The organism is Clostridium sp. (assembly GCF_050717635.1).
In the GTDB taxonomy this organism is placed as follows: domain Bacteria; phylum Bacillota; class Clostridia; order Clostridiales; family Clostridiaceae; genus Clostridium_AD.
This window is the reverse complement of the sequence record NZ_JBOITO010000039.1, coordinates 254,151-270,689: the sequence shown is the minus strand read 5'-3', so window position 1 is coordinate 270,689 and position 16,539 is coordinate 254,151. Positions and strand designations below refer to the sequence as shown.

General features: G+C 32.8%; 17 protein-coding genes and 1 pseudogene. 11 read left to right on the top strand and 7 right to left on the bottom strand.

Features of this window, described 5'->3' with window-relative positions:
* The first annotated feature begins 1 nt into the window (after window position 1).
* Entirely contained in the window at window positions 2-223 is a 222-nt protein-coding gene (locus tag ACREWB_RS20210; protein ID WP_431549260.1) for a hypothetical protein, read from the top strand.
* 278 nt (window positions 224-501) lie between these two features.
* On the opposite strand, the gene ACREWB_RS20205 is transcribed toward ACREWB_RS20210, so the two are convergent.
* The gene (locus ACREWB_RS20205; RefSeq protein WP_431549259.1) at window positions 502-1,077 is read right to left on the bottom strand and encodes a C40 family peptidase; all 576 of its coding nucleotides are present in this window, start codon (window positions 1,075-1,077) and stop codon (window positions 502-504) included.
* A 149-nt stretch (window positions 1,078-1,226) separates the two neighbouring features.
* Between ACREWB_RS20205 and ACREWB_RS20200 the strand changes: the two genes are divergently transcribed.
* From ACREWB_RS20200 to ACREWB_RS20160, 9 genes are all read left to right on the top strand, one after another.
* Complete coding sequence (locus ACREWB_RS20200; RefSeq protein WP_431549258.1) at window positions 1,227-1,604, top strand: HIT family protein; 378 nt, start codon at window positions 1,227-1,229, stop codon at window positions 1,602-1,604.
* 97 nt (window positions 1,605-1,701) lie between these two features.
* Window positions 1,702-2,514, top strand: a complete 813-nt coding sequence (locus ACREWB_RS20195; protein ID WP_431549257.1) for an alpha/beta fold hydrolase — start codon at window positions 1,702-1,704, stop codon at window positions 2,512-2,514.
* 353 nt (window positions 2,515-2,867) lie between these two features.
* The gene (locus ACREWB_RS20190) at window positions 2,868-3,884 is read left to right on the top strand and encodes a phosphodiester glycosidase family protein (protein ID WP_431549256.1); all 1,017 of its coding nucleotides are present in this window, start codon (window positions 2,868-2,870) and stop codon (window positions 3,882-3,884) included.
* A gap of 150 nt (window positions 3,885-4,034) precedes the next feature.
* Window positions 4,035-4,493 carry a hypothetical protein gene (locus tag ACREWB_RS20185; protein WP_431549255.1) on the top strand — a complete coding sequence of 153 codons (459 nt, stop codon included), beginning with the start codon at window positions 4,035-4,037 and terminating at the stop codon, window positions 4,491-4,493.
* A 45-nt stretch (window positions 4,494-4,538) separates the two neighbouring features.
* Window positions 4,539-5,555 (top strand): phosphodiester glycosidase family protein, encoded by a 1,017-nt coding sequence (locus ACREWB_RS20180; protein ID WP_431549254.1) that lies wholly within the window; start codon window positions 4,539-4,541, stop codon window positions 5,553-5,555.
* A gap of 5 nt (window positions 5,556-5,560) precedes the next feature.
* Window positions 5,561-5,881 carry a hypothetical protein gene (locus tag ACREWB_RS20175; protein ID WP_431549253.1) on the top strand — a complete coding sequence of 107 codons (321 nt, stop codon included), beginning with the start codon at window positions 5,561-5,563 and terminating at the stop codon, window positions 5,879-5,881.
* 306 nt (window positions 5,882-6,187) lie between these two features.
* Window positions 6,188-6,769 (top strand): glycosyl-4,4'-diaponeurosporenoate acyltransferase CrtO family protein, encoded by a 582-nt coding sequence (locus ACREWB_RS20170; protein ID WP_431549252.1) that lies wholly within the window; start codon window positions 6,188-6,190, stop codon window positions 6,767-6,769.
* 275 nt (window positions 6,770-7,044) lie between these two features.
* Window positions 7,045-8,067, top strand: coding sequence for a bifunctional metallophosphatase/5'-nucleotidase (locus ACREWB_RS20165; protein ID WP_431549251.1), 1,023 nt, complete (start codon window positions 7,045-7,047; stop codon window positions 8,065-8,067).
* Window positions 8,068-8,166: 99 nt separating this feature from the next.
* Window positions 8,167-8,502 (top strand): cupin domain-containing protein, encoded by a 336-nt coding sequence (locus ACREWB_RS20160; protein ID WP_431549250.1) that lies wholly within the window; start codon window positions 8,167-8,169, stop codon window positions 8,500-8,502.
* Window positions 8,503-8,570: 68 nt separating this feature from the next.
* Here the strand turns inward: ACREWB_RS20160 and ACREWB_RS20155 are convergent, their stop codons facing one another.
* From ACREWB_RS20155 to ACREWB_RS20145, 3 genes are all read right to left on the bottom strand, one after another.
* Entirely contained in the window at window positions 8,571-10,034 is a 1,464-nt protein-coding gene (locus tag ACREWB_RS20155; protein WP_431549249.1) for a methyl-accepting chemotaxis protein, read from the bottom strand.
* Between the two features lie 275 nt (window positions 10,035-10,309).
* A complete protein-coding gene (locus ACREWB_RS20150; protein WP_431549248.1) occupies window positions 10,310-10,864 on the bottom strand; it encodes a flavodoxin family protein in 555 nt (184 codons plus the stop codon).
* 26 nt (window positions 10,865-10,890) lie between these two features.
* The gene (locus ACREWB_RS20145) at window positions 10,891-11,475 is read right to left on the bottom strand and encodes a nitroreductase family protein (protein WP_431549247.1); all 585 of its coding nucleotides are present in this window, start codon (window positions 11,473-11,475) and stop codon (window positions 10,891-10,893) included.
* Window positions 11,476-11,679: 204 nt separating this feature from the next.
* Between ACREWB_RS20145 and ACREWB_RS20140 the strand changes: the two are divergent.
* A pseudogene (locus tag ACREWB_RS20140) lies at window positions 11,680-12,090 on the top strand (ATP-binding cassette domain-containing protein); the annotation flags it as partial.
* Window positions 12,091-12,125: 35 nt separating this feature from the next.
* On the opposite strand, the gene ACREWB_RS20135 reads toward ACREWB_RS20140, so the two are convergent.
* Genes ACREWB_RS20135 through ACREWB_RS20125 form a run of 3 tightly spaced genes read right to left on the bottom strand, consistent with a single transcriptional unit; the run spans window position 12,126 to window position 16,490 of the window.
* Window positions 12,126-13,139, bottom strand: a complete 1,014-nt coding sequence (locus ACREWB_RS20135) for an isocitrate/isopropylmalate dehydrogenase family protein (RefSeq protein WP_431549246.1) — start codon at window positions 13,137-13,139, stop codon at window positions 12,126-12,128.
* A 4-nt stretch (window positions 13,140-13,143) separates the two neighbouring features.
* Window positions 13,144-15,078 (bottom strand): aconitate hydratase, encoded by a 1,935-nt coding sequence (locus ACREWB_RS20130; protein ID WP_431549245.1) that lies wholly within the window; start codon window positions 15,076-15,078, stop codon window positions 13,144-13,146.
* A 53-nt stretch (window positions 15,079-15,131) separates the two neighbouring features.
* Complete coding sequence (locus ACREWB_RS20125; protein WP_431549368.1) at window positions 15,132-16,490, bottom strand: hydroxymethylglutaryl-CoA lyase-like TIM-barrel protein; 1,359 nt, start codon at window positions 16,488-16,490, stop codon at window positions 15,132-15,134.
* Window positions 16,491-16,539: the final 49 nt, after the last annotated feature.

Here is a 16,539-nt window from a genome sequence, read left to right as displayed (position 1 = left end):
TATGTATCATTTAAAAAATGAATCATGTAAAGGTCATAGAAACTATAGAGTGAAAGATGAGTATAATAGTGAATCCTATAGTAATTACAGCGAATCATATAGCAATTTAAGTATTTCAGATATAAGTCCAAGCAGCTGGTCAAGTAGTAGTTCAAGAAGTAGTTCGAAAAGTGATTCAAAAAGTGGTTCAAGCAGTAGCTCAAGTAGATCATACAGTAGATAATATATTTAAAATATTTAATTAATTAAACATCAATTTACGAGTAATTAAAACAGTAGGAAACTGTTGTATACTACTGAAAAAGAAAGAAGAAGCTGTGAATTATAATTCACAGCTTCTTATATTATTAAAGTAAAGGGGGACTTTGCTTTAATGATTATCTTATCTATATTTAAATAATAACATAGAAATATGACAATATAATGAATAGGTTGTGAAGGATGTGTTAAATAAATAAATATATAAATATATAAATATATACTATAATAATTGTACAGTAATCATTTTAGCAACCTTTTTCCTATGACAAAATTATCTTTGTAATAGCCAGTTAACTCAGATGTTTTTATGACATCGGAATCTTTAGGGGAATGTATAAACTTATTATTCCCAATATATATTCCAACATGAGATATTTCAGAGGGTACAACTGGGTTTGTCTTAAAAAAAACTAGATCACCATTTTCAAGATTATTTATATTAACAGAGGTACCTTCATTTATCTGTTCCATAGTTGTTCTAGGCAAATTTATGTTAAAGTTTTTATAAATATATTGTACAAATCCCGAACAATCAAATCCACCACTTAAATACTTCCCAGTGGTATCGAACATTGCGGGAGATGTACCACCCCATAAATATGGCATTCCTAAAAATGTATTAGAATAGGATACTAAATTATTCCCATTTGTTAGGGTAGCATATTGGGTGCCTTGTTCAATATATTGAGCTTTGGTTAGTGGTGTTTCAAAATTAGAGAAAATAGTAAAAATCATGTATACTAGTACTAACAATATAACAATGAGGATTATGGACCAAATTGGAAACGAATTCTTTTTTCTTAATGGCGTTTTCATAATTACACCCCTTAAACAAATTAAAATACCTTATATTAAATTACTGTATAATTTCTAATAATATTCTAATATATTTTAGAAAGTTAGTAAATTTTAAATCCCATAAAGTAGCTTGAATTATAAAGTACAAATAAAAGGAGATAAAAATTATGTCAGATTGTATATTTTGTAACTATGATGAATCAGAAATATTAGCAGAGAACAAGTTCGCCTTTGCAGTGCTTGATCATTTCCCAGTAAATAATGGCCATTGTTTAATTATACCTAAGAGGCATTTTCCTAACTTCTTTGATGCAAAAGAAGAAGAGATTAAAGCTATATACTCACTAATGCATGAAGTTAAAGAAATATTTGATATTCAATATGAACCAGCGGGATATAATATAGGAATAAATGTAGGAAGCTATGCAGGGCAAACCATAGACCATTTACATGTACATTTAATTCCTAGATATGTAGGAGATGTGGACGACCCAAGAGGTGGGGTAAGGAATCTAAAAGAAGCAATGGTAGAGTATGATGGATAGGCAATTATTGCCTATCCATTATTTTTTTAGTGTATCAGAAGTTTTGACAAAGGCATAAGCTAATACAAGATATAATTTTATTTGCGGAGGTTTCGAAATGGAGTATTACATTAAGGTAGAACAAGATGTTAAAGTTTATGTGGAAGATATAAATCCAGAGGGCAAGAAAACAATTGTATTTGTGCATGGCTGGCCATTAAGTCATGATGCATATGAATATCAGTTTAATGTGCTCCCTAAAATGGGATATAGATGTATTGGGATTGATACTAGAGGATTTGGTAAGTCAGATAAGCCTGCAAGTGGGTATTCCTATAATACATTATCTGACGATTTAAGGCACGTAGTTGAAGCTCTTAATTTACGTGATTTCACACTAGGGGGGCATTCAATGGGAGGTGCAATTGCCATTAGGTATATGGCTCGCCATAAAGGGTATGGAGTATCAAAACTTGCGCTTTTTGGTGCAGCTGCACCTAGTTTAACTATGCGACCAGATTTTACTTATGGATTGCCTAAGGAAGATGTAACTAAACTTATTCAGCAAACATATAATGATAGGCCAAAAATGTTAAGAGATTTTGGAGATATCTTCTTGTTTCAGTATGCTACGCAGCCTCTATCAGATTGGTTTTTTAATTTAGGATTAGAGGCCGCTGGATGGGCAACGGCAGATTGTGCAGTCACTTTTAGAGATGAGTGTTTGTTTGCTGATTTAGAAGAAATAAAGGTGCCAACATTAATTATGCATGGTGTTCATGATAAAGTTTGTCTATTCCAACTAGCTCAAGTTATGAAAAGGGGAATAAAAAACTCGAAACTTGTACCGTTTGAATACAGCGGACACGGGTTATTCTGGGAAGAGTATGAAAAGTTTAATACAGAATTATCGCAATTTATACAAGAATAGAATATGAAACCCTCGCCCTTAATTATGCTTTTCTATATTTTTTAAGGGGTGGTATTTTTGATAAAAAACAACCTGAAATCATTAGTAATGCTAGTATAGGTCCAAGCAATCGACTGTTAAATTCAGAGTTTTGGGAGCATTATTGTATGTTTAATGGATATTGCATTTTTTTACTTGAGGAGTCGGGGAATAATAATCCCTATGTGTTTTTAATTTTCTCTTTTATTCCTTCAATAGCTATGTGGACTGGGATACAGAGAAAAAGTAGTTTATAAATATAATTAATAATGTTATTGATATCCCTATCCCTATGCTATAATAAATAAATAACATTGATAAAAAGGATGGGAGATATGATAAAAGTAAAAAAAAATGTGAAAACTAAGAAAGATATATCCATACTTGTTTTATTATTTATAACATTTGAACTTGTTTTCACAACAATTACAGTCCCTTTTATGGTTTATTATGGACCGTTTAAGAATGTAAAAACTACAGTAGTTGGTGCAGCAATGACAACGAGTACTTTAAAATGGATGGTAACATCATTTATTTCGGATGCGCAAATAAAACAAATTATGAGTGTACAAAAGATAGATTCTATAGTTCAACAGAAACCAGATGATAAAGATTTTGGTGTAGAAGTAGAAAATGAAAATGACACTAGTATTGAAAGGTATGAGATAACAGGAAAAAGATTTAAAGGGAATATATTAGTGATTAATGACCCAACAAGGTTAAAAGTAGGCTATAGCAATATGCTGGGCAAAGAAGGACAACTTACTAGCGAAATTGCAAGAAATAATAATGCAATTGCTGCAATTAACGGTGGTGCCTTTTCAGATGGAGTTTCTGGAGCCCTTTATTCTGGAACGGGAGCAAACCCAGAGGGAATTATAATGTCAGAAGGTAAAATTATTTTTAGTAATTTAAAAAGTGATAATGAAAAAGTAGATTTAGTAGCATTAACTAAATCAGGGAAATTACTAGTTGGTAAAAGTAGTGTTAATGAAATGAAAAAAAATGGAATAACTCAGGCGGTATCTTTTGGTCCAGCCCTTATAGTTAATGGTAAGAAAACTATAAATAGTGGTGATGGTGGATGGGGGATAGCGCCTAGATCAGCAATTGCACAACGGATAGATGGAGCAATAATACTAATGTCTATTGATGGTAGACAGTTAGGTAGTTTAGGGGCAACACTCAAAGAGATGCAAGATGAATTGTATAATTTCGGGGCTTATAATGCTTCTAACTTAGATGGGGGTTCTTCTTCGTCCTTATTTTATAAGGACGAAGTTATAAACAATCCTTGTGATAGTCTTGGAGAGAGATCAGTACCTTCAATTATATATGTAAAAAGTAAATAAGATTAGAATGAAGTTTATTATTTTTATAATGGATGGGTACTTAGTATCTATCCATTATTTTTTTTGATTGATATTATAGCTTTTAGTGAGAAATATGGTAAAATATAAACATAAACAAATGTGAAAATTTATGCTAGAGGTGGACTGAATATGAAGGATAAAATAATTTTATTAAAACAAATATCCGTTGCTATATTGATTGTAATTGTACCATTATTCATAAGTGGATGTGCCATTACAACTAAGCAAGAGATAAAGAGTGTTATTAGTAATGTCAAAGAATCACCAGAGGTTACGGCCATACGAAGGGCTCCTATGGATGATGGTGTAATATTAGGCGATCTTATTGATTCTGGAATATCAGATACAGTTTGGGAAATATATGATCCTGCTGAAGATGGGAATAAATACGTTACCATTAGTGGCAATGTTTTATATGAGGATACACTTGTAGTTGTTAAAATTCAATATCAAATATATGATGATGAGAAAATAGGATTTAATGCAATGACGTATAATGATGTGCCACAAAAGAAGATTGAAACAGCAGCTATGTTTAAATATCTTAAAGAGGAATACGAATCTCAACATGAATCCGAAAATCAATAAAAATTTCGTAGTAGTAATCTTTGCTAAAGCAAAAGGATGGGTGACATGCTAAAAGTAAAAGAATATTCAAAGACTAAAAAAAGTAAAATTATTTTATTATTTATAATATTTGAACTTATTTTCACGATAGTTACTGGACCGTTTGTATTGTATTATGGCCCGTTTAAAAATATAAAGACAATTGTAGTAGGATCAGCCATGACTACATTTACATTGCAAAAACTAGTAACATCCTTTATATCTGATGAGAAAATAAAACAAATTATGAGCGATCAAAAGATAAGATTTATAACTCAAGATAACATAGATGATGAAAATGGTGTAAAGGTAGAACACAAAAATGATAATACAATTGAAAGATATGATATAACAAGCAAAAAATTTAAAGGATACATTTTAGTAATAAGTGACCCAACTAGGATAAAAGTAGGCTATAACAGTAATCCTGATAAATATGGTGAGCCTACTAGCGAAATTGCAAGAAACAATAGAGCTATCGCTGCGATTAATGGTGGCGCATTTTCAAATGAACCTTCAGAATCACTTTCCACAGAAAAAGGAACAAGTCCAGCGGGAATTATAATGTCTGGTGGAGAAATCATTTTTAACAATATAGAGGATGAAGATGAGAAAAAGGTAGTTGTAGCATTAACTAAATCTGGAAAGCTACTAGTTGGCGACCACACCATTAATGAAATGAAAAATGCTTCAGTAACTGAAGCGGTATCTTTTGGTCCACCCCTTATAGTTAACGGAATAAAAGCTATAACTACTGGTGATGGGGGTTGGGGTATAGCACCAAGAACAGCAATTGCACAAAGGAAAGACGGAGCGATAATATTTATAGTAATTGACGGTAGACGGTTAAATAGTTTTGGAGCCACATTAAGAGAGGTACAAGACGAATTGTACAAATTTGGGGCTTATAATGCTTCAAATTTAGATGGAGGTTCTTCTTCTACATTATTTTATGAGGATGAAGTGATAAATAATCCTTGTGGCAAATTAGGAGAGAGAGAAGTACCTTCAATTATATATGTTGAAAAAGAAGAGAGGAAGTGAGAGCAATGAGTTTTTTATTTAAAGATAGAGATAATAATAATGGAACAAGAAGAACTGAAATTCGAGGAATTATAGATGTAGATAGGCTGATAAGACGGGAAGCAACATTTAGAATCTTAAATACAGCAATTATATATAACGAAGATGAGGAGTATTATTATACATTGGCTACATGTATTAATGAGAATAATGTAATAGAAACAATAAGTATAGAAGGGTTTGATATTCATGAAAATGTCATTGAACTTAAAGGTGCATATGTTGACTATGAAGAGGTTGAAGAACATTCAGAAGTAAATTACGCAGGAACAATTTACAATTTATGATTATTGAATAAAACAAAGAAAAGCTGTGAATTAAATTCACAGCTTTTTATATTAAAGTAAAGGGGGACTTCGCTTTAATGATTAATCTAATTTATATTTAAATAATAACATATATATGTGACTATATAATGTATAGGATGTTAAGTCTATGTAAATATTATTTATTTTAATGTAAAAATAAAATTAATACTTTTCAACTTGCCACGTGGGCGGCACTTTATTAAAATACAGATTTATACTATAATATATATAGATTGTTTAACTTTAGGGGGAGAAGAAAATGTCTGAAATAACACGATATACAACATGATCAGAGTAAATAAGGACACATATCCCAAGTGGATTATTGTATTTATCACCACAGGGGTCATGGCCTTATTAATATTATTTCCATTTATGAGGATGAGTTCAGCAGCTTATAGTATTATACTAAATTTCACACTGATGATTTGGATGTCTATATTTCAAACGTTATTGATACCAGAGCTCACGTCATCTTTTTTCAATAGTCATCGCATTGAAAAAGAAGGAAAAATATACAAACACCTGGGTGTCCATTTTTTTAGGAAATTTCTAGTGTTAAGTGGTTGGGAGAAAAGCAGGATAAAAGAGACTCCTATTAGGAAATCGATAATTCTATTAGAATATTATGAGTACAGGACTAGGGCATCTGAATTTGGACATGCTATAATCGCTATTATAATCATTTTCATTAGTATATATGTATGTATTGCTTATTCATTTAAGGAGACAATATGGTTAATAATTTTTAATATATTTATGAACATATACCCTATTATGGCTCAACGTTATAACCGTCCACGGGTACGGCGAGTAATCAAAAAACTTAAATTAAGGTATTATAGTGTTGCGTACAGGAACTGGTAACGTAAGGGAGAGTGTAATATGTGCATTAACGAAAAATTTTTACTAACAATTTTGGAAACCAGCGATGTCAATGGCTATGCGCTAATATAACTGAAAAAACTACGGGGGAAAGCTTTACTAAGAAGCCATACATTGTTAAAACTTTTGATAATGGTTTAAAAGTAGGTATTTTAGGACTAACCACTAAGTATATTCCTAATTGGGAAAATCCTGAAACAATTAGTGAGCTAAATTTTGAAGATGTAGTAGAGAGTGCAAACAAATGGCTTGAAATCATGAAAAAACAAGAGGCTACGGATATAAACATAGTGTCCTATCATGGTGGTTTTGAAAGAGATTTAAAAACTGGCGTTCCATCAGAATCGCTTACAGGAGAAAATCAAGGATACGAATTATGCAAAAAAGTAAAAAATATGGATGCGCTTTTAACAGGTCATCAACATAGAGTTATAGAAAATATATCAGTAAATGGTGTTTTAATTTTGCAACCAGGTTACAACGGTAAGTGCATTGGAAAAGTAACCATTGAACTTGTTAAAAGCTCTGGCAAATGGTCTATAACTAACAAACAATCTTCAATTATAAACGCTAATGCAACTGAAGTAGATAAAAGTATTTTGGATTCTATAAGTAGCATAGAAACACAGGTACAAGCGTGGCTGGATATTCCTATTGGTCATGTAGAAGGTGACATGGTTATTAATGATCATTTTAAGGCAAGGCTTAAAGATAATGCTTATGCTGAGTTTATAAATAATGTTCAGATGGAAGCAGCAAAGGTTGATATATCTAGTACTGCCATTTTCGATAATCACTGCAAGGGATTTAAGCATAATGTTACAATGCGTGATATCATATCAAATTATAAATACCCAAACACTCTAAAGGTAATTAGTTTAAAAGGCGCTGATATTAAAGAAGCTCTAGAAAAAACTGCAAAATATTTTAGTATTGTTAATGGGGAAATAGAGGTAAGTAAGGATGGTATTTCTCATAAACGTCAACATTATAATTATGACATGTGGGAAGGAATAGATTATGTTATAGATATTTCAAAACCTATAAATTCTAGAGTTACGAAACTTAATTATAAAAATAATCCTCTTAACATGAAGGGGGACTATGCTGTGGTAATGAATAATTACAGAGCCGGTGGAGGTGGTGATTATTTAATGTTTAAGGGGAAACCTGTCCTTAAAGATATGCCTATGGATATGGCTGAACTAATTGCAAATTATATTATCGAAAGAAAAACAGTTAAGGTAGCGGTGAATGATAATTGGAAAGTTATATACTAATAAAAAACTTAAATTATTATAATGTAACTTAAGTTACGGATGTTTGGAACTAATAGAGATATACTATAAATAAGAAATATTAACTTAGGAGGTAACAACATGAAAAATTTAATTAAAAACATAGAATTCTCAAAAGTAATTAATCTAAAGGACTTAATAACTTACCAGGAGGGTCAGGTTATAAGTAGAACTATTTCTCAGACGCCTACTGTGAGTATTTCATTATTCTCATTGGATAAAGGAGAAGGTATCAGCAGTCACATAACTCCAGGAGACGCTATGGTTCAAGTATTAGATGGTGAGGTGGAAATTACAATAGGTGATAATATCTTCACTGTTAAAGAAGGTGAAACAATAATAATGCCTTCTAATGTTCCTCACGGACTTGAGGCCCGCGTAAGATTCCAAATGCTTTTAACTGTAATAAAAGGCTAAGGAATTCAGGCATAGTAAAATTTATAAGGCATTCAATCGTTATAATTGAATGCCTTATTTAAATTAAGTTAGAAAACAAATTCTTGCTTTGTAGTTAGCTGGCGTGAAATTTCTTTCATTTCATTAAGCATAGCAAGTACCTTTTCTGATTTATCCTTACCCTTTAAGCTATTTGAAACTGCTAGGCTTTTATTGTTAGATTTTATATTTTGACAAACCTCTGAACCGATTTTGTGTAATTCTAAATGAATTTCTCCTACAGTATCCCAAATAGCTTTAATTTTTTCATTCTGAGGGCTAATTGAGTAATAGAAATGGCCGAACCCACATTTTTGTCCATTGAATTGCAGTGGTTTGAGATCCATTTCCCGGGCCATAGTTATTAAGGTATCGACCCAGGCCTTATGAGCAGCTATTGCACTTTCAAGAGAATTAATAAAATCTTCGTTTCTTAACTTGAAATATTCAATACTGGAAGTTTCCCCACCAATTAGTGCGATTTTAGATATGTCCTCGTCAATAATTTCAATACCCTTTGAGAGGATCATTAGTTCTTCTGATTTATTATTAATATTGTTGGCCTCTAAGCTTATGTTATCTACATCTTGTGTTATAACATGCAGAGTAGCATTTATTTCCTCACTTGAGGCACTTATCTCTTCTATACTTGCAGATATAGTTTGGATCTCACTCATTATATCCTCCATAGATGAATTACTTTCTTTAAAAGAAGTTTGCATCGAACCTGCGTAATCATTCATAGTTGCAATGGATTTTATAGTATAATCTACACTGTCCTTGGATTTATGTGAAGATACCTTCATTTTTTTCATAAACTCTTTCATCTCTTCTAGTTGTAAAGAAGTGGTTTCTGAAAGCTTTCTGACTTCATCGGCTACTACAGCGAAGCCTCTGCCCTGTTCTCCAGCTCTTGCTGCTTCTATGCTTGCATTTAATGCAAGTAAATTAGTTTGCTGCGCTATGCCGTCGATACCTCCAATAATGGTTTCCATACTGTCAATTAGCGAAGAAAGCTCAATTATATTTTCATTAACATCTTTAGATTTTAAGAGTATTTCCTTATTTACATTTATAATGTCATTTAAACTATTAGTATTCTTATTAGATAATGTCATTGTATTTTCCGATTTTTCAGCTAATATCTGTATTGATTGTGCATTGGAATTAATAGTATTAGTTATTTCATTCATACTTGCACTAGTTTCCTCTGTAGATGCTACCAGTGATTCAGTGGAGCTCTTAAGCATATTAGATGAGTGCAGTAATTCCTCTGAGAAGTATGTAAGTTGGACTATAAATGTGCTTATCTTAGTTGTAACAGCTAGTATACTATTTACAATTATAGATATCTTAGGAGAGACTTTTTTTATCGATTTAGCGATGCTGGTAGTAAATCTTAACGCTGGATTAGATTGATTTCGCTGTTCGATGGTTTCTATTTCCTTAATGTTGTCTTTATAGAATTCGTTTGATAATACAGATAATTGTTTACTTAACTTAGTTTTAAACATAGATACATCTCCTTTTTTTATCTTGCGTGTGCAAATTTAATTGCATTCTCATTCTATTTATGTGCAAAGTAATTATTCTACATTTAATACCAAATTCCTTTTAAAATAAGTAATTTAGAAAAAATTTCCGTCTAAGGTTCCATACGGACTTGAGCCACGCGTAAAATTCTAAGTGCTTTTGGTGGTTATTAAAGGCTAAGGAATTCAGATATAATAAAATTTATAAGGCATTCAATCGTTATGATTGAATGCCTTATTTGTATGAGTGGTTCTCTTTATAATTTTAAGCTTTGCACCATGCTTTTTGCAGCTTCTCTTATAGTAGTTAATTTGTAGTCTTTACTTATTTTTGTAACCCCTATAAAATCATATTTTACACCTTTAACGTGATCTACGAATCTTTCAAAGGAACTAAGGCAGGAAATGCATCCGTTACCCGTTCCTCCAGGAGCAGCAACACATATGAAAGGTTTGCTGGCCAAATTGTTTTTCTCGCCATTTGTTGCTTCACATCTTCTAAGCCTATCAGTAAATGTTTTAAGGGATTCGCTCATATCTCCCCAGTAAACAGGGGTAATAATTATGTAACCATCTGCCTCTGCCATTGATTTATGTAGCTTTTGAAAATCATCTTGAACTTGGCAGGTATGTTCAGTACGGCATGTACCCCATCCATTTCCACAAGCATGGCAGGATGGTATATTTAATGTGTTAAGATTTACTACGCAGGCAATAGCAGGTCCCATTTCTACTCCTATCTTTGCAGCTAACGCACAGGCGGCTGTTAATCCATCAATATTAGGACTAGAAGTTATTATCATTATGTTCATTAAAACCCCTCCGTATGAATTTGTTTTCATTTTTCTTTGTTATTACCTAAAATTATTTCATCTAATGATCTTTTAGGTACGTGGTGAACTTCTTTCTCATCTCTCCAGTACTTAATACCTGAAGGTAAACTCATTTCATCAATAACAACGGTTTCTTTAGGTTTTCCTAAAGCTATGACTAAGTCAATTGCAAAATTTTCATCTAAGTTAAGTACAGAAGCTAGTTCTAGTTTATTAATATTGCCTAGCATGCAACCACCTAAACCACTTTCTACAGCTCCGAGTAGCATGCTTTGAGCTGATATACCTGTATCTAAAGATGGTTTTTTACTAATAGATAAATCGTTAAGCATAACTATATATGCGCTGGGTTTTTCACCTTCTACAGGACCATTCCAGTCTTTTAGATAACCCGCCCATCCTAAAGTTTTAAATATACTCTCATTTTCAACAGAGCTATTTGAGATAATATACTTTAATGGCTGAAGGTTTGCAGCCGAAGCCGATAACCTAGCAAGGTCAATTAATTCTCTTAAAGTACTTAATTCTATTACTTCATTCTGATAAAACTTTCTGTATGACCTATTCTTTAAAATTAAATTTTTAATCATTTTGCACCTCCATAAAATTAAATCTATTGCATACAGTATAGTCAAAATAAAAGTATATATCAACTAAAGAATCTAAGAATTATGAGAAATTACTACTTTTGTAAAGACCTATTTTTTTTAATGTTATATTAATGTTTCTCATACTTTAAAGAAATGTTTTTCCTTTATACTAAATATAACCAACAACATTATGGAGGTTTATAAATGAGCGAATGTATATTAAGGGTGAATAATTTAACTGAATTATATAATAATGTGAAGGTACTAGATGGAGTTTCTTTTACAATCGAACAAGGGAAAATATATGGGTTTATTGGAGAAAATGGTGCAGGAAAGACAACTACCATAAGAATACTGGCAGGTCTTTCAGAAGCTACGGAGGGAGGAATTGAGGTTTTAGGTATGGCAGAGAGAAAACAGTTAGAAGCCCTGCGAAGAAAAATTGGAATAATAGTTGAAAAGCCTATTCTATATGATACTCTTTCAGCAGCTGACAATATGAATATGCAATGTATACTTTATGGTCAGAAAAATCCTAATATTATACCGCGATTTTTAGAAAAAGTAGGCCTTTCAAATGTCAAAAAAAAGAAAGTTAAGGACTTTTCACTTGGTATGAAACAAAGGCTTGGCATTGCAATGGCTTTGGTTCAAGAACCTGTACTTCTCATTTTTTCAATGATAACTTCAGCAAACTCCTGCGTTCCAGTATTGCCACCTAAATCACAAGTTAAATATTTTCCATCTTTTAAAACAGCTTCCACGGCTTTCTCTATTTTATCTGCCGCTTCTAATTCCCCTATATGTCTTAGCATCATCACACCAGATAGGATGCACGCAGTCGGATTTGCTATATTTAAACCTGCTATATCTGGAGCAGAACCATGAGCTGGCTCGAACACTGCGCCTTCTTCTCCAATATTTGCACCTGGAACTAGGCCTAGTCCCCCAACTAGCCCTGCTGCCATATCGGATAATATATCTCCGTATAGATTAGGCATTACAAGAACATCATATTTTTCTGGGTTCATCACGAGCTTCATGCTCATAGCATCAACTATAACATCTCCAAATGCTATATCTTTGTGCTTGGTCGCTATATTTCTTGCACATCTTAAAAATAATCCATCCGAAAGTTTCATTATATTTGCTTTGTGAACTGCTATTACTTCTTTTCTATTCTGATCTTTTGAAAGTTTAAAAGCATATTCCACTATTCTATCGCTAGCCTTCTTGCTTATTATCTTTATACTCTCTGCAATATCCTCTGTAACCATATGCTCTATTCCTGCATATAAATCTTCACTATTTTCTCGTACTATTATTAAATCTACGTCAGTAAACCTTGATGGGACACCTTCATATGTTTTTATAGGCCTTATATTAGCATAAAGATTTAGTTCCTGTCTTAAAGTAACATTAACACTTTTAAACCCCTTGCCCACAGGGGTAGTAACAGGGCCTTTAAGTGCAATTTTATTCTTTTTAATGCTTTCTAAAACGTAGGGAGGCATAGGAGTGATAAATTTCTCTATAACTTCTGCACCCATACGTACTATTTCCCAATTAATTTTAATTCCACTTTTTTCTATTACTTTAACCGCAGCGGAGGTTACCTCTGGGCCAATCCCATCACCGGGTATAAGTGTAATATTGTATTCCATGCTTCTAAGCACCTGCCTTTTTCTTGTTTTTCATAAGATTTATTAATCCACCGTATATAAGCATATCTTTTTCTCTTTGTGTTACTTCAGGTAGAGTTATATACGTAACTCCTTTTGTTATATTACTTACAATAACAATACCTTTTTCAAGCTGAGCTGCAACATCATAAATGAATAATTCATCCATCTCACCTATACTTTCATAGTCATGAGTGTTCTCAAATATCAATGGAACTATGGCGTTATTAATTAAATTAGCCTTATGAATTCTTGCAAATGACTTCGCTATAACAGCCTTAATACCTAAGTAAAGAGGTGCTAGAGCCGCATGTTCGCGACTTGATCCTTGCCCATAATTTGAACCTGCAACTATAATTCCACCATCGTATTTTTTAGCCTTAGATGGAAAATTTTCATCACATGGAGTTAAACAGAATTCTGCTAAATATGGAATATTAGACCTGAATGGAAGAAGTTTTGAATTAGACGGCATTATATCATCTGTTGTAATATTATCCTCTAATTTGGTTAACACTTTACCTATCAAATTTTCTTCTAATTCTTTCGCTTTAGGGAATGGTTTAATATTAGGGCCTCTTTTTACAACAATACCTGTGCCATCGCCAGCTGGGTTTATTATTAAATTATCGTTAATCAAGAACTTTTCTGGAAGAGGTACTATAATAGCAGCTCCTAGATCTCTTGGATCCGTTATATATCCTGTAAGTGCAGATGCAACCGCAACTTCTGGGCTCACAATATAAACATTAGCTGATACCGTTCCGGATCTCCCTTTAAAATTTCTGTTAAAGGTTCTAAGAGATACTGCACCTGTTGATGGCGATTGACCCATTCCTATACATGGACCACATGCACTTTCTAAAATTCTTGCACCAGCATCAATCATATCAGAGAGTCCACCGTTTTTAGAAAGCATACTTAAAACCTGTTTGGAACCTGGTGAAATAGAAAGTGAAACTTCATCAGGAATAGTTTTTCCACGGAGTATTTTGGATACTTTCATCATATCAACATAAGATGAATTAGTGCAGCTTCCTATTAACACTTGGTCTACCTTAATGCATTTTAATGATGCTACAGGGACTACATTGTCTGGACTATGAGGGCAAGCAACAAGAGGCTCAATTAAAGACAAATCTATTTGGATTATCTCGTCATATACTGCGGACGCGTCCGCTTTAAGCTCTAAATAATCACTCTCTCTATCTTGTGCTTTTAAAAATTCGTAGGTTATCTCATCACTAGGGAAAATTGAAGTTGTAGCTCCAAGTTCTGCACCCATGTTTGTAATAGTTGCTCTTTCTGGTACGCTTAGAGTTTTCAGACCAACACCTGCATATTCAAAGATTTTATTAACTCCACCCTTAACTGTTAAGCGTCTTAATAGCTCTAAAATAATATCCTTAGCCGAAACCCAAGGTTTAAGTTTTCCTGTTAAATCTATCTTTACGATTTTAGGCATTGTTATATAGTATTCACCACCGCCCATTGCAACAGCCACATCTAGTCCGCCAGCGCCTATAGCAAGCATTCCAATTCCTCCGCCTGTAGGAGTATGACTATCCGAACCAAGTAAAGTTTGTCCTGGGACTCCGAATCTTTCTAAATGAACTTGGTGACAAATTCCATTTCCAGTTTTGGAAAAATATATGCCATGTTTTTTTGCAACTGTCTGTATATATAAATGATCATCTGCATTTTCAGGACCAGTTTGCAGGATATTATGGTCTATATAGGCAACAGATTTTTTAGTTTGGACTTTATCAATTCCCATAGCTTCAAATTGAAGATATGCCATTGTACCTGTAGAATCTTGAGTTAAAGTTTGATCTATTACAATTGCTATTTCACTACAAGGTATCATTTCGCCCATTACTAAATGAGCCTTAATTATTTTTTGCGCAACAGTATATGCCATGATATCCCTCCATTTTTTTATATATAAGTAAGGCTAAAAATATATAGCCTATATTAACAGGCTTTAGTGTCTTGTTCTCTTAAAGTTAGCTCTGGAATGATTTTTTTTGCAATTACTTCTAGTTCTTCACTTATCATTACAGTATTTCTACCGCCCTCATATTGCTTATCTACCCACTCTTTTATATCATTAATTCGCTCGTCTCTTTTATCTATCTTGTCTATTCCCTTTAATCTAAAATAAGTATTAACCCAAGCTGCTATGCCTGCGTGTCCAGAATGTTCATTAACTGCCACAACGATTGGCCTACCTAATATTTTTTCAGTATCAAAGATATTATAAATTTCTTCATCTTTTAATATTCCATCTGCATGTATGCCAGCTCTTGTAACGTTGAATTCACTACCCACAAATGGTGTTTTAGGTGGAATACTGTATTTAAACTCACCTTCAAAATACTTGCCAATTTCACTTATAAGTTTTAGATTCATATTTTTTGTGTTTCCTTTTAATTGACCATATTCTATAATCATTGCTTCGAGTGGACAGTTACCGGTTCTCTCGCCAATACCAAATAAGGTCGTATTTATAGAACTGCAACCATGAAGCCATGCTGTAGTAGCATTTGGTACTACATTATAAAAGTCATTATGTCCATGCCACTCAAGACAATCAGAAGGAACTCCTGCATAAACTCTTAATCCATGTATGATATGTTGTACACTTCTTGGTAGCTCCGTCCCTGAGTAAGGTAATCCAAGCCCTAATGTATCGCATGCCCTTATTTTTATTTTAATACCAAATATTTTAGAAAGTTCCATAAGTTTTTGGGCTAGGGGTACTACGAACCCAAAGAAATCTGCTCTAGTTATATCTTCAAGATGACATCTTGGAGTTATTCCATTCTCCAAGGCTTCTTTTGCTAGTGACACATATAAATCCATAGCCTCTTGTCTTGTTTTGTTTAATTTCTTGAATATATGATAATCAGAACAAGACATAAGCATTCCTGTTTCCTTAAGGCCCATATCCACAACCAACTTAAAGTCTTCCTTATTAGCTCTTATCCAGGAAGTTACCTCTGGAAACTTATATCCTCTTTCTAAACATTTCCGAACAGCATTTCTATCATTTTCTGTATATAAAAAGAATTCTGTTTGTCTAATTATTCCAGAATTATTATCAAGTTTGTGTAGATAGTCAAATATTTTAACTATTTGAGCCTCAGTATATGTGTCCATAGCCTGTTGACCATCCCTAAATGTAGTGTCGGTGATCCATATATCCTCAGGTACAAACATTGGAATCTGATCACTTCCAAAAACTATCTTTGGAATTTCTGAGTACGGGAATATATCTTTAAATAAGTTGGGTTGTTCTTCATTTTTCACCTCTAAATTGCTTATCCGCATTCTACGAGCATCATTAAAATTTGTTGTTTGTACCGTTTTCATTTATTAT

Excerpts from the sequence above, each read along its gene's own strand:
- ACREWB_RS20210 (WP_431549260.1), top strand. The coding sequence starts at position 2 with ATGTATCATTTAAAAAATGAATCATGTAAAGGTCATAGAAACTATAGA.
- ACREWB_RS20205 (WP_431549259.1), bottom strand. The coding sequence starts at position 1,077 with ATGAAAACGCCATTAAGAAAAAAGAATTCGTTTCCAATTTGGTCCATA.
- ACREWB_RS20200 (WP_431549258.1), top strand. The coding sequence starts at position 1,227 with ATGTCAGATTGTATATTTTGTAACTATGATGAATCAGAAATATTAGCA.
- ACREWB_RS20195 (WP_431549257.1), top strand. The coding sequence starts at position 1,702 with ATGGAGTATTACATTAAGGTAGAACAAGATGTTAAAGTTTATGTGGAA.
- ACREWB_RS20190 (WP_431549256.1), top strand. The coding sequence starts at position 2,868 with ATGATAAAAGTAAAAAAAAATGTGAAAACTAAGAAAGATATATCCATA.
- ACREWB_RS20185 (WP_431549255.1), top strand. The coding sequence starts at position 4,035 with ATGAAGGATAAAATAATTTTATTAAAACAAATATCCGTTGCTATATTG.
- ACREWB_RS20180 (WP_431549254.1), top strand. The coding sequence starts at position 4,539 with ATGCTAAAAGTAAAAGAATATTCAAAGACTAAAAAAAGTAAAATTATT.
- ACREWB_RS20175 (WP_431549253.1), top strand. The coding sequence starts at position 5,561 with ATGAGTTTTTTATTTAAAGATAGAGATAATAATAATGGAACAAGAAGA.
- ACREWB_RS20170 (WP_431549252.1), top strand. The coding sequence starts at position 6,188 with ATGATCAGAGTAAATAAGGACACATATCCCAAGTGGATTATTGTATTT.
- ACREWB_RS20165 (WP_431549251.1), top strand. The coding sequence starts at position 7,045 with ATGAAAAAACAAGAGGCTACGGATATAAACATAGTGTCCTATCATGGT.
- ACREWB_RS20160 (WP_431549250.1), top strand. The coding sequence starts at position 8,167 with ATGAAAAATTTAATTAAAAACATAGAATTCTCAAAAGTAATTAATCTA.
- ACREWB_RS20155 (WP_431549249.1), bottom strand. The coding sequence starts at position 10,034 with ATGTTTAAAACTAAGTTAAGTAAACAATTATCTGTATTATCAAACGAA.
- ACREWB_RS20150 (WP_431549248.1), bottom strand. The coding sequence starts at position 10,864 with ATGAACATAATGATAATAACTTCTAGTCCTAATATTGATGGATTAACA.
- ACREWB_RS20145 (WP_431549247.1), bottom strand. The coding sequence starts at position 11,475 with ATGATTAAAAATTTAATTTTAAAGAATAGGTCATACAGAAAGTTTTAT.
- ACREWB_RS20135 (WP_431549246.1), bottom strand. The coding sequence starts at position 13,139 with ATGGAATACAATATTACACTTATACCCGGTGATGGGATTGGCCCAGAG.
- ACREWB_RS20130 (WP_431549245.1), bottom strand. The coding sequence starts at position 15,078 with ATGGCATATACTGTTGCGCAAAAAATAATTAAGGCTCATTTAGTAATG.
- ACREWB_RS20125 (WP_431549368.1), bottom strand. The coding sequence starts at position 16,490 with ATGCGGATAAGCAATTTAGAGGTGAAAAATGAAGAACAACCCAACTTA.